Annotated in this window: 14 protein-coding genes; 2 read left to right on the top strand and 12 right to left on the bottom strand. The window is 69.5% G+C overall.

Features of this window, described 5'->3' with window-relative positions:
* Positions 1-40: 40 nt before the first annotated feature.
* Together KW843_RS18370 and KW843_RS18365 are read left to right on the top strand one after the other, a co-directional pair.
* Positions 41-661: a LysE family translocator gene (locus tag KW843_RS18370; protein ID WP_218296594.1), complete on the top strand. Its 621-nt coding sequence runs from the start codon at positions 41-43 to the stop codon at positions 659-661.
* Between the two features lie 103 nt (positions 662-764).
* A complete protein-coding gene (locus KW843_RS18365; RefSeq protein WP_218296593.1) occupies positions 765-1,304 on the top strand; it encodes an EVE domain-containing protein in 540 nt (179 codons plus the stop codon).
* Between the two features lie 397 nt (positions 1,305-1,701).
* On the opposite strand, the gene KW843_RS18360 is transcribed toward KW843_RS18365, so the two are convergent.
* The 12 genes from KW843_RS18360 to KW843_RS18305 form a co-directional block, all read right to left on the bottom strand.
* Entirely contained in the window at positions 1,702-2,412 is a 711-nt protein-coding gene (locus KW843_RS18360; protein ID WP_255594806.1) for a hypothetical protein, read from the bottom strand.
* Between the two features lie 161 nt (positions 2,413-2,573).
* On the bottom strand, positions 2,574-6,311 hold the full coding sequence (locus tag KW843_RS18355) for a molybdopterin cofactor-binding domain-containing protein (protein ID WP_218296591.1): 3,738 nt from the start codon (positions 6,309-6,311) through the stop codon (positions 2,574-2,576).
* The gene (locus KW843_RS18350) at positions 6,308-6,811 is read right to left on the bottom strand and encodes a (2Fe-2S)-binding protein (protein ID WP_218296590.1); all 504 of its coding nucleotides are present in this window, start codon (positions 6,809-6,811) and stop codon (positions 6,308-6,310) included. Before KW843_RS18350 ends, KW843_RS18355 begins: the two co-directional genes overlap by 4 nt.
* 22 nt (positions 6,812-6,833) lie before the next feature.
* Positions 6,834-8,006, bottom strand: a complete 1,173-nt coding sequence (locus tag KW843_RS18345) for an ABC transporter substrate-binding protein (protein WP_218296589.1) — start codon at positions 8,004-8,006, stop codon at positions 6,834-6,836.
* 142 nt (positions 8,007-8,148) lie between these two features.
* A complete protein-coding gene (locus tag KW843_RS18340) occupies positions 8,149-8,898 on the bottom strand; it encodes an ABC transporter ATP-binding protein (RefSeq protein WP_218296588.1) in 750 nt (249 codons plus the stop codon).
* Entirely contained in the window at positions 8,895-9,680 is a 786-nt protein-coding gene (locus KW843_RS18335; RefSeq protein WP_218296587.1) for an ABC transporter ATP-binding protein, read from the bottom strand. Before KW843_RS18335 ends, KW843_RS18340 begins: the two co-directional genes overlap by 4 nt.
* Positions 9,677-11,587 carry an ABC transporter permease gene (locus KW843_RS18330; RefSeq protein WP_218296586.1) on the bottom strand — a complete coding sequence of 637 codons (1,911 nt, stop codon included), beginning with the start codon at positions 11,585-11,587 and terminating at the stop codon, positions 9,677-9,679. Before KW843_RS18330 ends, KW843_RS18335 begins: the two co-directional genes overlap by 4 nt.
* 169 nt (positions 11,588-11,756) lie before the next feature.
* On the bottom strand, positions 11,757-12,962 hold the full coding sequence (locus KW843_RS18325) for an ABC transporter substrate-binding protein (protein WP_218296585.1): 1,206 nt from the start codon (positions 12,960-12,962) through the stop codon (positions 11,757-11,759).
* 74 nt (positions 12,963-13,036) lie between these two features.
* Positions 13,037-13,621 carry an amino acid synthesis family protein gene (locus KW843_RS18320; RefSeq protein WP_218296584.1) on the bottom strand — a complete coding sequence of 195 codons (585 nt, stop codon included), beginning with the start codon at positions 13,619-13,621 and terminating at the stop codon, positions 13,037-13,039.
* Between the two features lie 48 nt (positions 13,622-13,669).
* Positions 13,670-14,311 (bottom strand): amino acid synthesis family protein, encoded by a 642-nt coding sequence (locus tag KW843_RS18315; protein WP_218296583.1) that lies wholly within the window; start codon positions 14,309-14,311, stop codon positions 13,670-13,672.
* A 21-nt stretch (positions 14,312-14,332) separates the two neighbouring features.
* The gene (locus tag KW843_RS18310; RefSeq protein ID WP_218296582.1) at positions 14,333-15,259 is read right to left on the bottom strand and encodes a UPF0280 family protein; all 927 of its coding nucleotides are present in this window, start codon (positions 15,257-15,259) and stop codon (positions 14,333-14,335) included.
* 11 nt (positions 15,260-15,270) lie between these two features.
* Entirely contained in the window at positions 15,271-16,920 is a 1,650-nt protein-coding gene (locus tag KW843_RS18305; protein ID WP_218296581.1) for a 6-hydroxynicotinate reductase, read from the bottom strand.
* Position 16,921 lies beyond the last annotated feature (1 nt).

The following is a 16,921-nucleotide window of genomic DNA, read 5'->3' as shown; positions in this document are numbered from 1 at the left end:
CAGCATTCTCCTTCGCAAGGCGCCCCCCTAGCATCGGTGCATGGACTTCGCACCACTCACCCTCTTTCTTCAAGCCGCCCTCATTGGCGTCCTCATCGCGGCCCCCGTGGGGCCCATCGGCCTGCTGACGATGCAGCGCACCCTGGAGCGGGGCCTGGCGGCCGGGCTGGCCACCGGCCTGGGCGCCGCTGCCGCGGACGCGGTGTACGGCGCCATCGGCGCCTTCAGCGTGCGCTGGCTGATCGACCTGCTGGCCAGCGCCAAGACACCGCTCGCGCTGGGCGGCGGCGCGCTGCTGCTGGTGCTGGCCTGGCGCACCTGGCATGCGCCGGTAGCCCACACCGCCGCCCCGGCGCGCGATGCGCGCGGCCTGCTGGGCCTGGCGGCGGGCACCTTTGCGCTCACGCTGGCCAACCCGGCCACCATCGTGTCGTTCATCGCGGTGTTTGGGTCGCTGGGCGGTGGCCGGCAGGCCATGCCGTCACCGCTGTGGATGGTGGCGGGCGTGCTGGCGGGCTCCGCGGCGTGGTGGCTGCTGCTGACCGGCGCGATCGCGTACCAGCGGCGGCGCTTCACGCCGGCCTGGCGCCAGCGCATCAACCAGGCATCGGCGCTGCTGCTGGGCGGGTTCGCGCTGTGGCAGTGGGTGCAGCTGGTCTGACGGCTCGTGTACCCAACGCAGGAGATGCTGCAAGGGTACTGACACTGCGGTGTCAGCAGCCCGCCCGCACCATCGGTGGCTTCTTTGACCAGGAGCTTTTCTCATGACCGACGCCGTGCTGCAACACACCCTTTGGCCGGATGCCGAGCCCGTGCGCATGGAAACGTCCGTGTCGGCGGCAACCTCTGGCGCCCCAGCGCGCCGCAACTGGATCGCCGTGGCCAGTGCCCAGCACGCCCGCCGGGGCTGCGCCGAGCCGGGCGCCGGCTACATGCAGGTGTGCCATGGCAAGGCCGCGCCGCTCAGGCGCATCCAGCCGGGAGACCGCGTGGCCTACTACGCGCCCACGGTCACCATGGGGGGCAAGGACCGGCTGCAGGCGTTTGTCTCCATCGGCCTCGTGCTGCCGGGCGCGCCGTATGCGTTTGACATGGGCGGCGGGTTTGTGCCGTCGCGGCGGGACGTGGCCTATGTGCCTGCACGTGAGGCGGCGATTGCGCCGCTGCTGGACGATTTTGAATTTGTGGACGACCGCCAGCGCTGGGGCAGCAAGTTCCGCTTTGGGCTGCTCTCCGTCAGCGACCATGACATGCGCCTCATTGCGCGGGCCATGCGAGCCGAATTGCAATTGCTACATTTTTAGTAGCCACCAGTGCAATCGGGGCCAGCGCTAGGGCCCTAAAAGATTCAAAATTGACTTTGAATGGCCGCGTGGCGCGTCAGCACACCGCCATCAGCGTGTCTACCACCCTGCGTTGGGCGACGGTCAGGGCGGCATAGCCTTCACGCAGCAATCGCAGCACGATCTCGTGGATTTCCAGTTCACTAGCGGGCATGGTCTTCTCCTTGAACGACAGTGGACGGCCGCTGCTTGGGCAGGCCGATGACGTGGGCGCCTGCCACAACAATGCGGGCGCCCGGGCCTGCCCCACCATGGACCAAGCCCCGATGTCACTGTGCCGAGGCGGCAGCGCAGGCGGTGGCGCGATAAACGGGGAAGTTCGCGGCCTTTTTCGCGCGCCGCTCTGCAATCAAAAAGCCTAAGGGGAGGTGGCCCCGGGCACGTAGGCGTCTATGACCGGCGGCTCGCTGTCCCCCGCAGCGGTGCGGGCCAGCTTGAGCCAGGTCCAGGTCTCCACATCGGGCGCGTCGTAGCTGCCGTAGGACTGCCCGCCCCACGAGAAGTACGAGCCCTTGTTGCCCGTGCTGACGGTGCGCTTGCCCACGGCCAGCCCGCCATCCTTGAGCAGCGCCAGCCTGAAACCCTGCAGCACGCCCGAGGCCCCAGGCTCCTTGTCCGGCGGCACGGTCTGCGGGACAAGGTCGAGCATGCCGGAGCTGCAGCGGGCCTGCGCGCCGCCGTAGGTGACCAGACTCCACTGCCGGGTGAGCGAGGTACGCACATTGCGCGCGCGGTTGACGGTGCGCGTGCGCAGCGTGGTTTCGCCGCGCTGCTGCTGTACCCAGACCTGCATCTCCGGCGAACCGGTGAAAAACGGCAGGCTGCCCCGCACACCACCGGGCTCCACCGGCGGCCAGGCGTACACCCCTTGCAGCGACGGGCAGCCGAACCAGCTGCTCTGCACGGGGCCAAACGCCGGGGGCGGCTTGGGCGACCCCTGCACATCCGGCCCGCAGGCCGTGAGGGCCAGACAACACAGGGCCAGCGTTGCGGCCCCGCCTATGCGCTGCGCGCGCCGGTGCGGGGTGAGTATGACGCTGTGCGATGGCAGGGGAGCGACAGGTGTCATGGTGTCTGGGCGGTGGTGCAGCCCGATTGTCGGGCCGAACATTGCACCTGCGGTCGCTCTATTTTTGATAGCTGCTTGCGCATATTCCACTAGCGCCTCAGCACCAAAAAGCTTCAAAACGTGTTGACGCTCGCCCAGAGCGGTTCTGCGAGATCGTCAGTCTAAGGATGCGCAGGCCCCGCCCGCACACGGGCCAGCGCCTCGGGCACATCACGCCACGCCGGGCGCCCGGGGGCGTAGCGCTGGCGCATGTAGCCTGCCAGCTCGGTGATCTGCGCGTCGCTGAGCGCGTGGCCAAAGCCGGGCATGAAGCCGATGTCGCGCGCGGCGGGTTCGCGGATGCCGTGCACGATGACCTGCAGCAGGTTGTCGGGCCGGTCGCTGTGCAGGTTGCTGTTGAGGGCCAGCGGAATGTTCACGCCCAGCAGCTTCGGCCCGTCGCCGTCGTGGTGGCAGGCGGCGCAAGCGCCGTTGAACAGGCGCTGCGCGGAGCCGGGCTGGGGCGCGAGCGCGGCGGCCTGGGCCACGGCCGCCGTGGCGCGGGCCCGCGCCGCGTCGGCGGCAGGCTCGGTGGCGGCCGTGAACGAGGCGAGGTAGGTGGCCATGGCGCGGATGTCGCCGTCGGGCAGGTGCGCCAGCTCGCGCACCACGGGCGCCATGGGGCCGGAGGCGCTGCCGTGCTGCGCGCTGTGGCCGTGGCGCAGGTAGCCGTAGAGCGACTCGGCGCTCCAGGGCACGGGTGCCTTGGACAAGCCGGTGAGCGCGGGGGCCTCCCACCCGTCAATGAGCGCGCCCGACAGGAAGGCCGCCCCGCCCTGCTCCGCGCCCAGCGCATTGCGCGGCGTGTGGCAGGCGCCGCAGTGGCCCACGCCCTGTACCAGGTAGGCGCCCCGGTTCCACTCGGGCGGGCGCGCGGGGTCGGGCTTCCAGGGCGTGGCGTCGTGGAACAGCGCGTTCCATCCAGCCATGAGCGGGCGCACGCTGAAGGGGAATGCAAGTCGGGTGGCGGGCACCTCGGCGCGCACGGCGGGCTGCGCCATGAGGTAGGCGTAGACCGCCGTGAGGTCGTCGTCGCTCATCTTCGCGAACGAGGTGTACGGGAACGCCGGGTACAGGTGGCGGCCGTCGCGCGAGATGCCCTCGCGCATGGCGCGCTGGAAGGCGCTGAACGACCACCGGCCGATGCCGGTCTCGGCGTCGGGCGTGAGGTTGGTGGTGTAGACGGTGCCGAACGGCGTTTCCATGCCGCGCCCGCCCGTGTTGGGCGTGCCGCCGGGCGCGGTATGGCAGACCACGCAGTCGCCCGCGGCGGCCAGCAGGCGGCCGCGCTCGATGGTGGCGGCGTTGTACACCGCCGCACCGCCCGCCGTCTGCACCACGGGCGCGATGGACGGGCGCCAGCCCAGCAGCGCGGCGCCCATGGCCAGGCCACCCGCGGCCAGGGCCAGTGCACGCGCCCAGGGGCTGCGCTGGCGCGGCCACGTGGCGGTGGCGGGCACGGTAGGCGCTGGCAGTTCCAGGGTGGGCAGCACGTCGGCAGGCTGCGTGGTGGCGGTGCCTGCCGTGCCCGCATCTCCCGCACCGGCGTTGCCCGGCAGCGGATTGAGCCCGGCGCGCACCACCTCGGGCGTGAAGGGCGGCGCGCGAAAGCGCACACCCGTGGCGTCGAAGATCGCGTTGGCGATGGCCGCCGTGCCGGGTACGGAGGACGACTCGCCCGCACCCAGCGGCGCCTCGTCCTGCCGGGGCATGTGCATGACCTCGATGACCGGCACCTCGCGGAAGCTCAGGATCGGGTAGCTGCCCCATTCGCGCGTGTCCACCGCCTGCGTGACGGGGTCGAAGCGCACCTGCTCCTTGAGCGCGCGGCTGGTGGTCTGCACCACGTTGCCGTGCACCTGGTGCTCCACGCCGGCCGGGTTGACCATGAGGCCCGCATCGTGCCCCACGACCACGCGGCGCACATGCACCTCGCCGGTCTTCCGGTTCACGTCCACGTCGGCCACCCAGGCCGCCCAGGCGGCGCCAAAGCCCGGCCACTTGCTGTGGATGTAGCGCGCGTAGGCAAAGCCCTGGCCCTGCACCCAGTCGCCGTCCAGCCCGCGCTGCAAGGGGCCGGTGCGGCGCACCCAGCCCGCCTTTTCCGCCGTGGCCTGCACGAGCTCGGCCGCGCGCGGATCGTTCAGCAGCTGCAGGCGGAATTCGACCGGGTCCACGCCCGCCGCCGTGGCCAGCTCGTCCACATACGACTCGTGCGCGAACGAGTTGGGCAGCGCCGAGACGCCGCGCAGCCACGAGGCCCGCACGATGGGCGCCATGTCGTTCACGGCCACGCGCAGGTTCTCGTAACCGTAGGGCGGGCGCGCGGTGCGGTCGCCCATCTCGTAGGCCTGGGCCACGGGCTCGATGGTGCGCGTGAGCAGCAGGGCCAGCGTGGGCGCGCCGTTGGAGGGGTAGGAGGTCTCGAAGTCGTAGGCCGCCACCGAGCCATCGGCGTTGAGCCCGCCACGCACCTGCATGAGCTGGGCCGTGCCCTTGGGCTCCCACAGGTGCTCCTGCTCGCGCGTGAGCTGCACGCGCACGGGCGCCCCCACGGCGCGCGAGAGCAGCGCAGCATCGGCCGCCACGTCGTCGGCCCCGTTGCGGCCGTAGCAACCCGCAGCCTCCATGCGCACCAGGTCGATGTCCACGTCGGCCAGGCCCATCAGCCGGGCCAGGTCGGCGCGCAGCACATGGGGGTTCTGCGTGCCGGCCCAGACGGCCATGCGGGCACGGCCCGAGGTTTCGTCCTGGCGCCACTCGGCCACCGCGCACGAGGGGCCGATGGAGCCGTGCAGCTGGTAGGGCCACACATAGGTGCGCGGCATGGGCTGGTCGGCAGCGGCCAGCGCGGCATCCACATCGCCCTCGTCCACCAGGCGGCGCTGGGTGGCGGGGTTGGCGCGAATGGCCTGCTCCACCGCTTCAGCGCTGTCCTGGCGCGGGAAACCGGGCCAGTGCTTCCACTGCACCTTCAGCTCGCGCAGGGCTTGCTCGGCCTGCTCCTCGCGCTCGGCGACGATGCCCACGAAGTCGCGGATCACCACCACCGCGCGGATGCCCGGGATGTGGGCGATGGACGACTGGTCCACCGATTCCAGCGTGTTGCCGATGAAGTCGCCATGGTCGGCGCCCGCATACGGCGGGCGCACCACGCGCCCATGCAGCATGCCGGGCACGCGCATGTCGTGCACGAAGACCAGCTCGCCGCTGACCTTGGCGGGGATGTCCACGCGCGGCACCGGCTGCCCGACCACGGTGTAGTCGGCCGCGGGCTTGGTGGGCGTGGCCTCGGCGAGCTCCAGGGTGGTGTGCGCGCCAGCGAGCAGTTCGCCATAGGCCACCTGGCGCGCCGGTTCGGCGGCCGCCTGCACCACCCCGGCCTGCACCCGCAGGGTGTCGGCCGCCACGCCCAGGCGCGCGGCGGCGCGCGCCACCAGCCAGTGGCGCGCCTGCGCCGCAGCGATGCGCAGCGGCCTGGCGTGGATCTGGATCGAAGCGCTGGCGATGGTCGCACCCTGGTTGGGCGCGCGCGCGGTGTCGCCCAGCACCATGTGCACCCGGGCCAGCGGCACATCGAGTTCCTCGGCCACGATCTGCGCCAGCGCCGTGCGGATGCCCGTGCCCAGGTCGACGTGACCGTTGAGCGCGGTCACGCTGCCGTCGTCCCACACGGCAATCAGGATTTCGACCCCCTCGGCCGGATTGCCCGCCACCAGCGCGGGCTGGCCTTTGACGGGCGGCGGCCCGGGCGGCGGGTTGCGCACCACCAGCAGCACACCCTGCGCGGCATGGAAGTCAGCGCGGGTCAGGGGTGCGTGGGCGCGCAATGGCAAGGCGCCGGCGGGCGTGGTGCTCATGCCCTGGCCTCCCGCATCAGCACGGCCGCGCGCAACACGGCGCGGATGATCTCCACATGGGTGCCGCAGCGGCACAGGTTGCTGGCCAGTTCGCGGCGGATGGCGGCCTCGTCGGGGTCGGCGTTGCGCTCCAGCAGGGCCACGGCCATCATCACCATGCCGCTCAGGCAATAGCCGCATTGCGCGGCCTGCTCGTCGATGAAGGCCTGCTGCACCGGGTGCAGCCCCGCGGCCTGGCCGCAGCGCGCCGGCAGCCCCTCCAGCGTGGTCACGTCGCGCCCCGCCGCGCCCCGCGCGGGGATCACACAGGCCCGCGCGGCCACGCCGTCCACCAGCACCGTGCACGCGCCGCACTGCCCCAGGCCACAGCCGTACTTGGGGCCGTTGAGCTGCAGGTCGTTGCGCAGCACGTGCAGCAGCGTGGCGCCGTCCGCGCCGGTGGCGGGCAGTGCGCAGGGCTGGCCGTTGACGGTGGCCGTGGCGCTGGGGGTGGCGTGCATGGGGCGAACGGACTCCTGGCCTTCAGCGCTTCAAGGTGCCCGAGCGCGTGTACATCTCCAGGTCCACGAAGTTGGAGCCATTGTGGTTACCCGGGCCGTATTGCAGCGGGAAGTCGCCGAGCTTGGTCGTCCCCATGTCCTCCATGGCCTTGATGAAGCCATCGCGCGTGAGGTTGCGGCCCGCGCGCCTGAGGCCTTCGACGAACACGCGCGCGGCGATGTAGCCTTCCAGCATGGTGTAGCTGTCGATCTTCTCGCCGGCGTCGGCGCGGTCCTTGCGGTAGTCCGCCACGATGGGCATGCGGCTGGACTGGGGCGACGGCACGATGCTGGCGGTCACCAGCCCTTCGATGCCGCCGTTCAGGCGCTGCGCAGATCCCGGCGCGTCGGTGATGCCGACGGAAATGGTGTACAGCGGCGCCGCGCTGCCGCTGGCACGGTAGTCGCGCAGGAACACTTCCACCATCTTGCCGGCCATGATCATCACCACGGCACCGGGCTGGGCCTTGGTGAGCGTGGCAACCTGGGGCTTGGCGTCGGTGGCGGCGATCTCCATGGGCACGGATTCCACCACCTTCACCTTCAGGCCCTGCGCGATCTGCAGGCAGGTCTCGAGGTTGGACTTGCCGAACGCGCTGTTCTGGTAGATGACGGCAATGTTGTTGATGCCCAGGGTGGCCAGGTGGCCCACGATCTTGCGCAGCTCGGTCTCGTAGCTGGCGCGCACGTGGAACAGGTGGCGGTTGTGGTTGGTGCGGAACGAGGTCGTGCCCACCAGCGGCGCGAACATGGGCACGCCCGCCTTCTCGGCGATGGGCATGGCCGCGATCAGGTTGCCCGTGGCCACGTAGCCGATCAGCGCGAACACCTTGTCCTCCTCGATGAGGCGCGTGGTGTTCTCGGCGGTCTTCTTGGGCTCATAGGCGTCGTCGTGCGAGACGAGTTCCAGCGCACGCCCGTGCACCCCGCCGGTCTTGTTGGCCTTGTCGAACGCCAGCACGATGCCGGCCTTGTAGTCCACCCCGAAATCCTTGGCCGGCCCCGTGAAAACGGCCGACTGCCCCACCTTGATGCGGGTGTCCGTCACCCCGGTCTCGGCCGCTGCCGGGCCAGCGGCTCCCAGAGCGGCGGCGGCCAGGGCCGTCAGCACCACCCGGCGGTCGATGCTCCCATCCTCCATCCCACGAAACTTCATGAAACGCTCCTTACATCAAAGGCGCAAGTTTCCCTGCAAGCGAAGCGGCTGTGCAACCATTTCCGCGAGGTGTTGTGAATCCGTCATAGCCGCCACCCCCGGCCCTGGCCGCGCCATGGGCGGGCGGGCAGCGGCCATGGCGCTATACGCTGAGGTAGGCGCGGCGAACCTCTTCGTTCGCCGCCAGCTCCGCCATCGTGGCCTGGTAGCGGATCTGCCCCTTCTCCAGCACATAGGCGCGGTCGGACACCAGTTCGGCAAAGTGCATGTTCTGCTCGGACAGCAGGATGCTCACGCCCTGTTCCTTGAGCTCCAGGATCATGTGCGCCATCTGCTCCACGATCACGGGCGCCACGCCTTCGGAGGGTTCGTCCAGCAGCACCAGGTAGGGGTTGCCCATGAGCGTGCGGGCCACGGTCAGCATCTGCTGTTCGCCGCCGCTCATGCGCCCGCCCGGGCGCTGGGGCATTTCGCCCAGGTTGGGGAACAGTTTGAAGAGACGCTCGGGTGTCCACACCGGGGCTGCCGTGCCATCGGGCCAGCTGCGGGCGGGCTGGCGCCCCACCTCCAGGTTTTCCATCACCGTGAGGTCGGTGAACACGCGGCGGTCCTCGGGCACGAAGCCCAGGCCCAGGCGCGCCGCATCGTGCGGGTCGCTCCTGGAGATGTCCTGGCCCATGAACCGGATCTGGCCCTTGCGCTTGGCGAGCATGCCCATCAGCGTCTTGAGCGTGGTGGACTTGCCCGCGCCGTTGCGGCCCATCAGGGCCACGACCTCGCCCCGGCGGACGTCCAGATCCACGTCGTACAGGATCTGCGCGGCGCCGTACCAGGCCTGCAGCCCCTGGGCCTGCAGCAGCACTTCTTTGGTTTCGTTGGTCGTCATGCTCATGCGGCCTCCGCAGCAGCGGCTGCCGTTTTCTTCTCGAAGGTCTTGCCGGTGCCGAAGTACACCTCCTGCACCTTGGGGTGGTCGCGCAGCTCCAGGGGCTTGCCCTCGGCGATGAGCCGCCCGCGCGCCAGCACGATCATGCGGTCGGCGTACGCGAACACCACGTCCATGCTGTGCTCGGTGAACAGCACGGCCATGCCGCGGTCGATCACGAGCTGCTTGGTGAGCGCCATGAGTTCGTTGCGCTCCTTGGGCGCCATGCCGGCCGTGGGCTCGTCCATGAGCAGCAGCTTGGGCGCGTTGGCCATGGCGATGGCCAGCTCTACGCGCTTCACATCGCCATAGGCCAGCACGCTGCAGGGGCGGTCGGCCTGGGACTTCATGCCCACCTGGTCCAGCAGCGCCAGGGCTTCTTCTCGCTTGTGGTCGGCCGCCTTGCGCCACATCGCGAAAAGGCGGCTGTCGTGGGAGATCAGCGCCATCTGCACGTTCTCCACCACGGTGAGGGAGGCGAAGGTTTCTGCGATCTGGAAGGTGCGGCCCACGCCCATGCGCCAGATGTCGCGCGGCTTGCGGCCCACGAGCTCCTGGCCGTGGAGCTGGATCGAGCCCGCGTCCGCCGCCAGCTGGCCGTTGACCATGTTGAAGGTGGTGGACTTGCCGGCGCCGTTGGGGCCGATGAGTGCCAGCAGTTCGCCGGCGGCCAGCTCGAAATGGATGCCATCGACGGCCTTGACGCCGCCAAAGGACTTGCCCAGGCCCGTGACTTTGAGCAAGCTCATGCCTTGCCCTCCTGCTTGTTGATATCGGCTTCGCGCCGGTTGTCGAAGAGCTGCTTGATGGCCCCCGCAATGCCCTGGGGGAACAGCAGCACCAGGATCAGGATGATGGCGCCCAGCATGGCGCGCCAGTAATCGGTGTTGCGCGCCACAGTGTCGTGCAGCCAGGTGAACGTGACGGCGCCCACCACGGGGCCCGCCAGTGTCTGGATGCCGCCCAGCAGCACCATCACCAGGCCATCGACCGACCGGCCCACGTGCAGCGTCTCGGGCGAGATGCTGCCCTTGGAAAACGCGAACAGCGCGCCGCCCAGGCCCGCGAACAGCCCGGCGATCACGAAGGCCGTCCACTGCATGCGCTTGACGTCGATGCCGATGGCATCGGCGCGCAGCACCGAATCACGGCCTGCGCGCAGCGCATAGCCGAACGGCGAGAACAGGATGCGGCGCAGCAGCAGCACGCCCCCCACGACCAGTGCCAGTGTGAGGTAGTAGTAGTTGCGCTTGTCCGACAGCCAGGCCGCCGGCCACACGCCGGTGAGGCCGTTGCTGCCGCCGGTGAAGCCGTCCCACTGGTAGCAGATGGCCCAGGTGATCTGCGCGAAGGCCAGCGTGAGCATGGCCAGGTACACACCCGACAGCCGCACGCAGAACCAGCCGTAGATGAGCGCGCCCGCCGCGGCCGCGAGCGGTGCCAGCACCAGGGCCAGCTCCATGGGAATGCCCGCAGAGCGCACCAGCAGCGCCGCCGCGTAGGCACCCAGGCCAAAGTAGGCCGCATGGCCGAACGAGTGCATGCCCGCCGGGCCCATGATGAAGTGCAGGCTGGCCGCGAACAGCGCGGCGATCAAGAGGTCGATGAACAGCACGGTGAGGTACGGCGAGCCGGCCGTGAGCAGCGGCAGCAGCACCAGCACGGCCACCAGGGCCACGCCGCCGAGCTTGAACCAGCGGTCGGGCGCGCGCAGCGGTGTCTCCGGCAGGCCCGTGTTGCGGCTCACGCCCTGCGGACGGCCCATCAGTCCCCAGGGGCGCACCACCAGCACCACCGCCATCACGAGGAACTCCACCACCAGGGTGAGCTTGGAGAAGGAGACGCTGTAGCCGAGGATCTCCACCACGCCCAGCCAGATGCACACGGCCTTGATCTCCGCGATCAGCAGGGCCGCCACATAGGCGCCCGGGATGGACCCCATGCCGCCCACCACCACCACCACGAACGCGGCGCCGATGGTGTTCAGGTCCATCTCCAGCGTGGCGGGTTCGCGCGGCAGCTGCAGCGCGCCACCCAGGCCCGCCAGCAGGGCGCCGAGCGCGAACACCGCCGTGAACAGCCAGGCCTGGTTCACGCCCAGCGCGCTGACCATCTCGCGGTCCTGCGTGGCGGCGCGCACCAGCGTGCCCCAGCGGGTGCGGGTGAGCAGCAGCCACAAAAGGCCCAGCACCACCGGCCCCACCACGATCAGGAACAGGTCGTACGAGGGGAATTGCCGCCCCAGGATGTCCACCGAGCCCGACAGGCCCGGCGCGCGCGGGCCGAGCAGCTCCTCGGGGCCCCAGATCCAGAGCGCGGCATCCTTGATCACCAGCACGAGCGCGAAGGTGGCCAGCAGCTGGAACAGTTCGGGCGCCTTGTAGATGCGGCGCAGCAGCACCACCTCGACCAGTGCGCCGAGCGCGCCGACCACCACGGCCGACAGCAGCAGCGCGGGCCAGAAACCCAGGCCCGTGCCCAGCTTGGCCACCAGCGAGTAGGCGACGTAGATGCCCACCATGAAGAACGAGCCATGCGCGAAATTCACGATGCGCGTGACGCCGAAGATCAGCGAGAGCCCGGCGCCCACCAGGAACAGCGAGGAAGCCCCCGCCAATCCGTTGAGCAGTTGAACGATAAAACTCGAAAAACCCATCTCAGGTCTCCACGGCGCTACCTACGCGCCGCCCACAGCCTATGAAACTGGCGCACCCCAGGCCAGGGCAGCCGAGCAAGGGCCGCCCCGCAGCGGGGACGGCGCCCCCTTCCCGCGCACAGCACGGCAGAAGGGGGAAGACGCGAAGCGTCTCAGGGAGGGTTGCGACTCAATCCGCGGGGCGCATCTTCTTGACTTCGTCGTTGCTGGGCTGCACCTTGCTGCCGTCCACGTAGCGGTAGTTCACCATCACGCCCTTGCCGCCCTCGTTCTTGGTGCGGCCCACGTAGCCGCCCATGGTGGACTGGTTGTCTTCGGCCCGGTAGACGATGGGGCCGAAGGGTGTGGGCACCTGCAGGCCCTTGAACGCGACCACGAGCTTTTCGGTGTCGGTGGAGCCGGCTTTCTTCATGCCCTCGGCCAGCGACTTGATGGCGCTGTAGCCCACGATGGAGCCCAGGCGCGGGTAGTCGTTGAACTTGCCCTGGTAGGCCGTCTGGAAGGCCTTGTGCTCGGGCGTCTGGATGCCGTACCAGGGATATCCCGTGACGATCCAGCCGTTGGGCGCCTCGTCCTTGAGCGGGTCCATGTACTCCGGTTCGCCCGTCAGCAGGCTGACCACCTCACGGTCCTTGAACAGGCCCCGCGTGTTGCCTTCGCGCACGAACTTGGAGAGGTCGGCACCGAAAAGCACGTTGAAGATCGCATCGGGCTTGGCATCGGCCAGGGCCTGCACCACGCTGCCCGAGTCGACCTTGCCCAGCGGCGGCGCCTGCTCGACGACGAATTCCACGTCCGGCTGGGCCGCCTTGAGCAGCTGCTTGAAGGTGGCCACGGCCGACTGGCCGTATTCATAGTTGGGGTAGACCAGCGCCCAGCGCTTCTTCTTCAGGGCGACGGCCTCGGGCACCATCATCGACACCTGCATGTACGTGGAGGGGCGCAGGCGGTAGGTGTAGCGGTTGCCGTTCTGCCACACGATCTTGTCGGTCAGCGGCTCGCCGGCCAGAAAGAAGAATTTCTTTTGCTTGGCGAAGTCCGTCAGCGCCAGCCCCACGTGCGACAGGAAGGACCCCGTGAGCACATCGACCTTCTCGCGGGACACCAGCTCCTCGGCGGCCCGGACCGCGTCGCCGGGGTTGCCGTTGTCATCGCGGATGACCAGCTGGACCTTCTTGCCCAGCACGCCGCCCGCGGCATTGATCTCGTCAACGGCCAGCTCCATGCCTTTCTTGTAGGGCTCCAGGAAGGCGGGCTGCGCCTTGTAGCTGTTGATCTCGCCAATCTTGATGACATCCTGGGCGTGCACAGGGGCCAGCGTGATGGCCAGCGCGGCCGCAGCCGTGGCACGCATGAGGTTTCGTCGCATCGTCATGGGGAAACTCCTGAAAGGTGGGTTGGGGAGACAGGGGGGATGGTGGTGGGTGATGGTAGTGCCGGGGACCGCGCTCAGCGCAGCCCGTCCGTACCCTGGATTTCGGACGCCTTGAGGCCGCCCACGCGGGGCAGCGGCCGGCCGCCGTCCGTCACGACGACGGCGACGACGATTTCGTTGGCCCGCGGCGCGTCGGCCACGCGGGCCTCCATGGCGTCGAAATGGCTGCGCACGTAGGCCGCGTCCTTGTGGCCCAGGGGCACGTCGATGGCCGTGCCCAGGCCACCGATCTTCTTGCTCGACGGCACCAGCGCGGCGCCTTTTTCCACCGCCACGCGCAGCGGGGCGCCCAGCTTGGGGTGCAGGATGGCGGCGGCATGCTCCAGTTCTCCCGCCTCGCCCACGATGGCGGCCTTGCCATAGCTCTGCGCCTGGCCCGGCTCGATGCCCAGCGCGGCGACGCAGCGGGCGCCCAGCAGGGCCCCCAGCTCCTCGCCGATGGCCACCAGCTCGTCGAGGTTCTCGACATAGCGGCCCGCAAAGGGGTTGTCGATCACGGCCATGGCGAGGGCCTTGCGCACGGGGGGCTGCACGTCGCGCCCCATCTCCACGCGGACTTCATCCGTCTGGACAATGATTTTCCGGATCTTGGCTGGCATGTGTTGCTCCTTGGTTTTCTTGTGGGCGCGGCAGCGGGCCTGACGCCTTCAGCGCAGGCCGTCCCATTGGCTGATGTCGGCGGCCTTGAGCCCGCCGACGCGGGCATGGATGCGCGCGCCCGTGGTCATGGCGAGGATGAAGACGATTTCATCGGACGCGGGCGCTCCGGGAACGCGCACCTCGATGGCATCGAAGTGGCTGCGCACGTAGCTGGCGTTGATGTGGGTGAGCGGAACATCCAGCGCCGCGCCGGGGCCGCCGACCTTCTTGGTGGAAGGCACGATGGACAGGGCATTGGCGGGCTGCCCGGTCTTCTTTTCCGCCTGGCCCTTGGCATAGGCGTTGCGGTCGCCCTTCCAGCCCAGCAGCTCGCGCATGGCATAGCCGCCGGGCACGTGCCACAGCGCGCCATGCTCCAGCTCGCCGGCGGCCCCGACGATGGCGCCCTTGCCGTAGGTCGCGATGCGCTCGGCGGGCACGGCCATGGCCTTGAGCAGCCGCTGGGCCATGTCCAGCCCCACATCCTGCAGGGCGTCCATCATCGGGAGGATGTCCGGCTCATACCGGCCGGAATAGGGGTTTGTCAGCACCGCGCCGATGGCGCCGCGCAGCAGCGGCACATCGGCCACGGGCCCGAATTCATGCCGGACTTCCTCGAGATGGGTGAAAACACGTCGTATCTGGATCATTTTGGAAACCTGTGCAATTCGTTAAGCAAATACCGAACCAACTTCTGCCTGCGGCGCCATTTCCACCGGCAGCGCCATGCCATCCGCCGCTGGCTGCGCCGCCGCGGTGGCCACGAACTGGCCCTGGCAGGCGAGCAGGGCGAACCACAGCAGGCCCTGTGCCTGCAATTCTTGCGCCTTTTGCAGCCCCTGCCCCAGCGCGCGATGCACGAGCCCGGCAGGCAATGGCGGAACATCCACTGTGACAGGAATGGCACCCAGATCGCTGTCATCGCGGACCCGCCATGCCGGCATGCGCAGGATGCGTTCGTCATCCACATTGACGGCATTGGCCACGATCGTGGCCGCGGCGTCGGCCTCGGCCGCGGTGCGGGCCAGCACCGTGACGCTGTCGGCAATGCCCAGCGAGTGGCTGCGCCCGCGCCAGCCGCTGGTGGCCACACCGCGCACGGGCATGGCGCTGTCGATGCGAATCTTTCCGTCCAGGACCAGCCCGTGGCGCCATTGCGCGGCGTCCAGCGCGGCGATGTCGGAATACACCCCCACGGTGGCCGACTGCCCGGGGGCCAGGTGCAGCGCGATGTCTCCGCCATTGTTGACCCAGGCCCGCCCAATGCCGTCCTGGGCATAGCACCCGAGGATCTCCTGCGCCACCGACCCCGCGACCGCAGCCATCGCGGTGATGAAGCCTGCGCGGTACGGCCTGCAGGCCGTCCACATGCGGCGCGCGACCACGCCGCGCAGAGGACAGGCGCCCCCCTCCACCGGCGCGCGCAGGGCTGGCAGCTCGTCCACCAGTTCCTGCAGCAGACCCTCGAAACGCGCCCAGGCACGCTCATGGGCCCGGGCCACGGCATCGGCTGCGCCCTCCGCCTGGATGACGAGATCCATGGGCCCGTGCTGGAAATGCCAGCGGCCGTCGGACAGGGGATTGCGGCAGGCTTGCATGGCGGTGCCGCTCAGCCCAGCAGGGGCGGGCGCCCCAGCGGCCAGGGGTTGGCGGACGGCAGCGTCTGCCATGCCAGCGCCTGGGGCGCGCCGTCGTTGTGCCACGCGCCGTGCTCCAGCACCTCGCGCAGGCTGCGGATCTGCCCCGCATGGCCGCCCAGTGCTTCGTAGTCGGTGCGGCGCATGCTGAATTCGATGGGCGCCACGATGGCGGGCGTGGGCACGGTGCCAAAGCTGTTGTCGGGCATGCGCAGCACGTCGGCCATCACCGTGATGCCGCCACCGGGCCACACATAGGCCGGCGCGCCGCCGCAGGTCACATTGACCAGCGCATTCTTGATGGAGCGGGTGAGCAGCACGGGGTTCTCGGTGACGCCGGCACGCAGGCTGCCGCCCGCGCCGCCGAGGAAAAGCACCGAAGCCAGCGAGGGCTCGCAGTTCTCGCCGATGCGGTCCACGATGCGGCGCACTTCGGAAGGCATCTGCGCCTCCACCGGGTTCAGCTGCCCGTCCAGCACATACCAGCAGGCATGCTCGCCCGTGGTGGATGTCATGAGCAGGCGCAGGCCGGGCCATGCCACCTCGGGGTCCCAGCCTTCGATGATGGCCAGCGGGTCGGCGATGTCGGTGCCGCCCCAGCCCGTTCCCGGATTCGCCACCTGGAAATAGCGCCCCGGCGTGGACTTTCGCCCGCGCATCTGGATGCCAGAGGACTTCATGTCCAGGCAGCGCCCAGCCTGGTGCTCGGTCAACACGCCGGTGATGTGGTCGTCCACCACCACCACCTCATCCGCATGGCCGAAAAACTGGCGCGCGAAGATGCCGATGGCGGCCGAGCCGCAGCCCACGCGCATGCGCTGCTCGGCCACGCCGTTGACGATGGGCGCGCGCCCGGCCTGGATCACGAGCTGCGAGCCGCCGTCGATGGTGAACTCCACGGCCTGCTTGTTGCCCAGCAGCTGCATCATCTCGGCGGTGACGCGGCCTTCCTTCTTGGTGCCGCCGGTCAGGTGGTGCACGCCGCCGAGCGACAGCATCTGCGAGCCGTATTCCGCCGTGGTCACGTGGCCCACCACCTCGCCCTTGCAGCGCACATTGGCCTGCTCGGAGCCGAGGAAGCGGTCGGTGTCGATCTTCACCTTGAAGCTGCAGTAGCTGAAGATGCCTTCGGTGACCACTGTCACCATGTCTACACCCTGCACCTGGGAGCCCACGATGAACGGCGCGGGCTTGTAGTCAGGATAGGTGGTGGACGAACCCACGCCCGTCACGAAGACCTCTTCGCTCAGCAGCAGGTCGCCCGACCAGGGCGCGGGCGGTGTGGAAGGCCCGCTCCCCGCATCGCTTGCGGCGGCATCCGCACCGCTCTGCTGCGCGGCCTGGGCCCGCGCCGCGAACGGCACCAGCGTGGCCTCGCCGGCCTCCAGGGTCTTGCGCAGCACCACCACCGGGTCCAGCCGCACCAGCACCCCGGCGTGGTTGGCGTAGCGGTCGCACGCCCCCGCGCGGCCCTCGGAAATCTGGCACAGCACCGGGCACGCATTGCACTCGACCTTGGCCGCGTTCATGCGCTCATTGCGGGGCCGGGCGCGCTCGAGCACTTGCGGCAGATCCGGCGCATCCATGCCCGGAAGCCCATCGGTCTTGGTGTGTTCAGTCATC

It is taken from the genome of Acidovorax sp. sif1233, from assembly GCF_019218755.1.
Taxonomy (GTDB): Bacteria; Pseudomonadota; Gammaproteobacteria; order Burkholderiales; family Burkholderiaceae_C; genus Acidovorax.
Note: the sequence above shows the minus strand (reverse complement) of the source record. Positions and strands in the feature narration are given on the sequence as shown.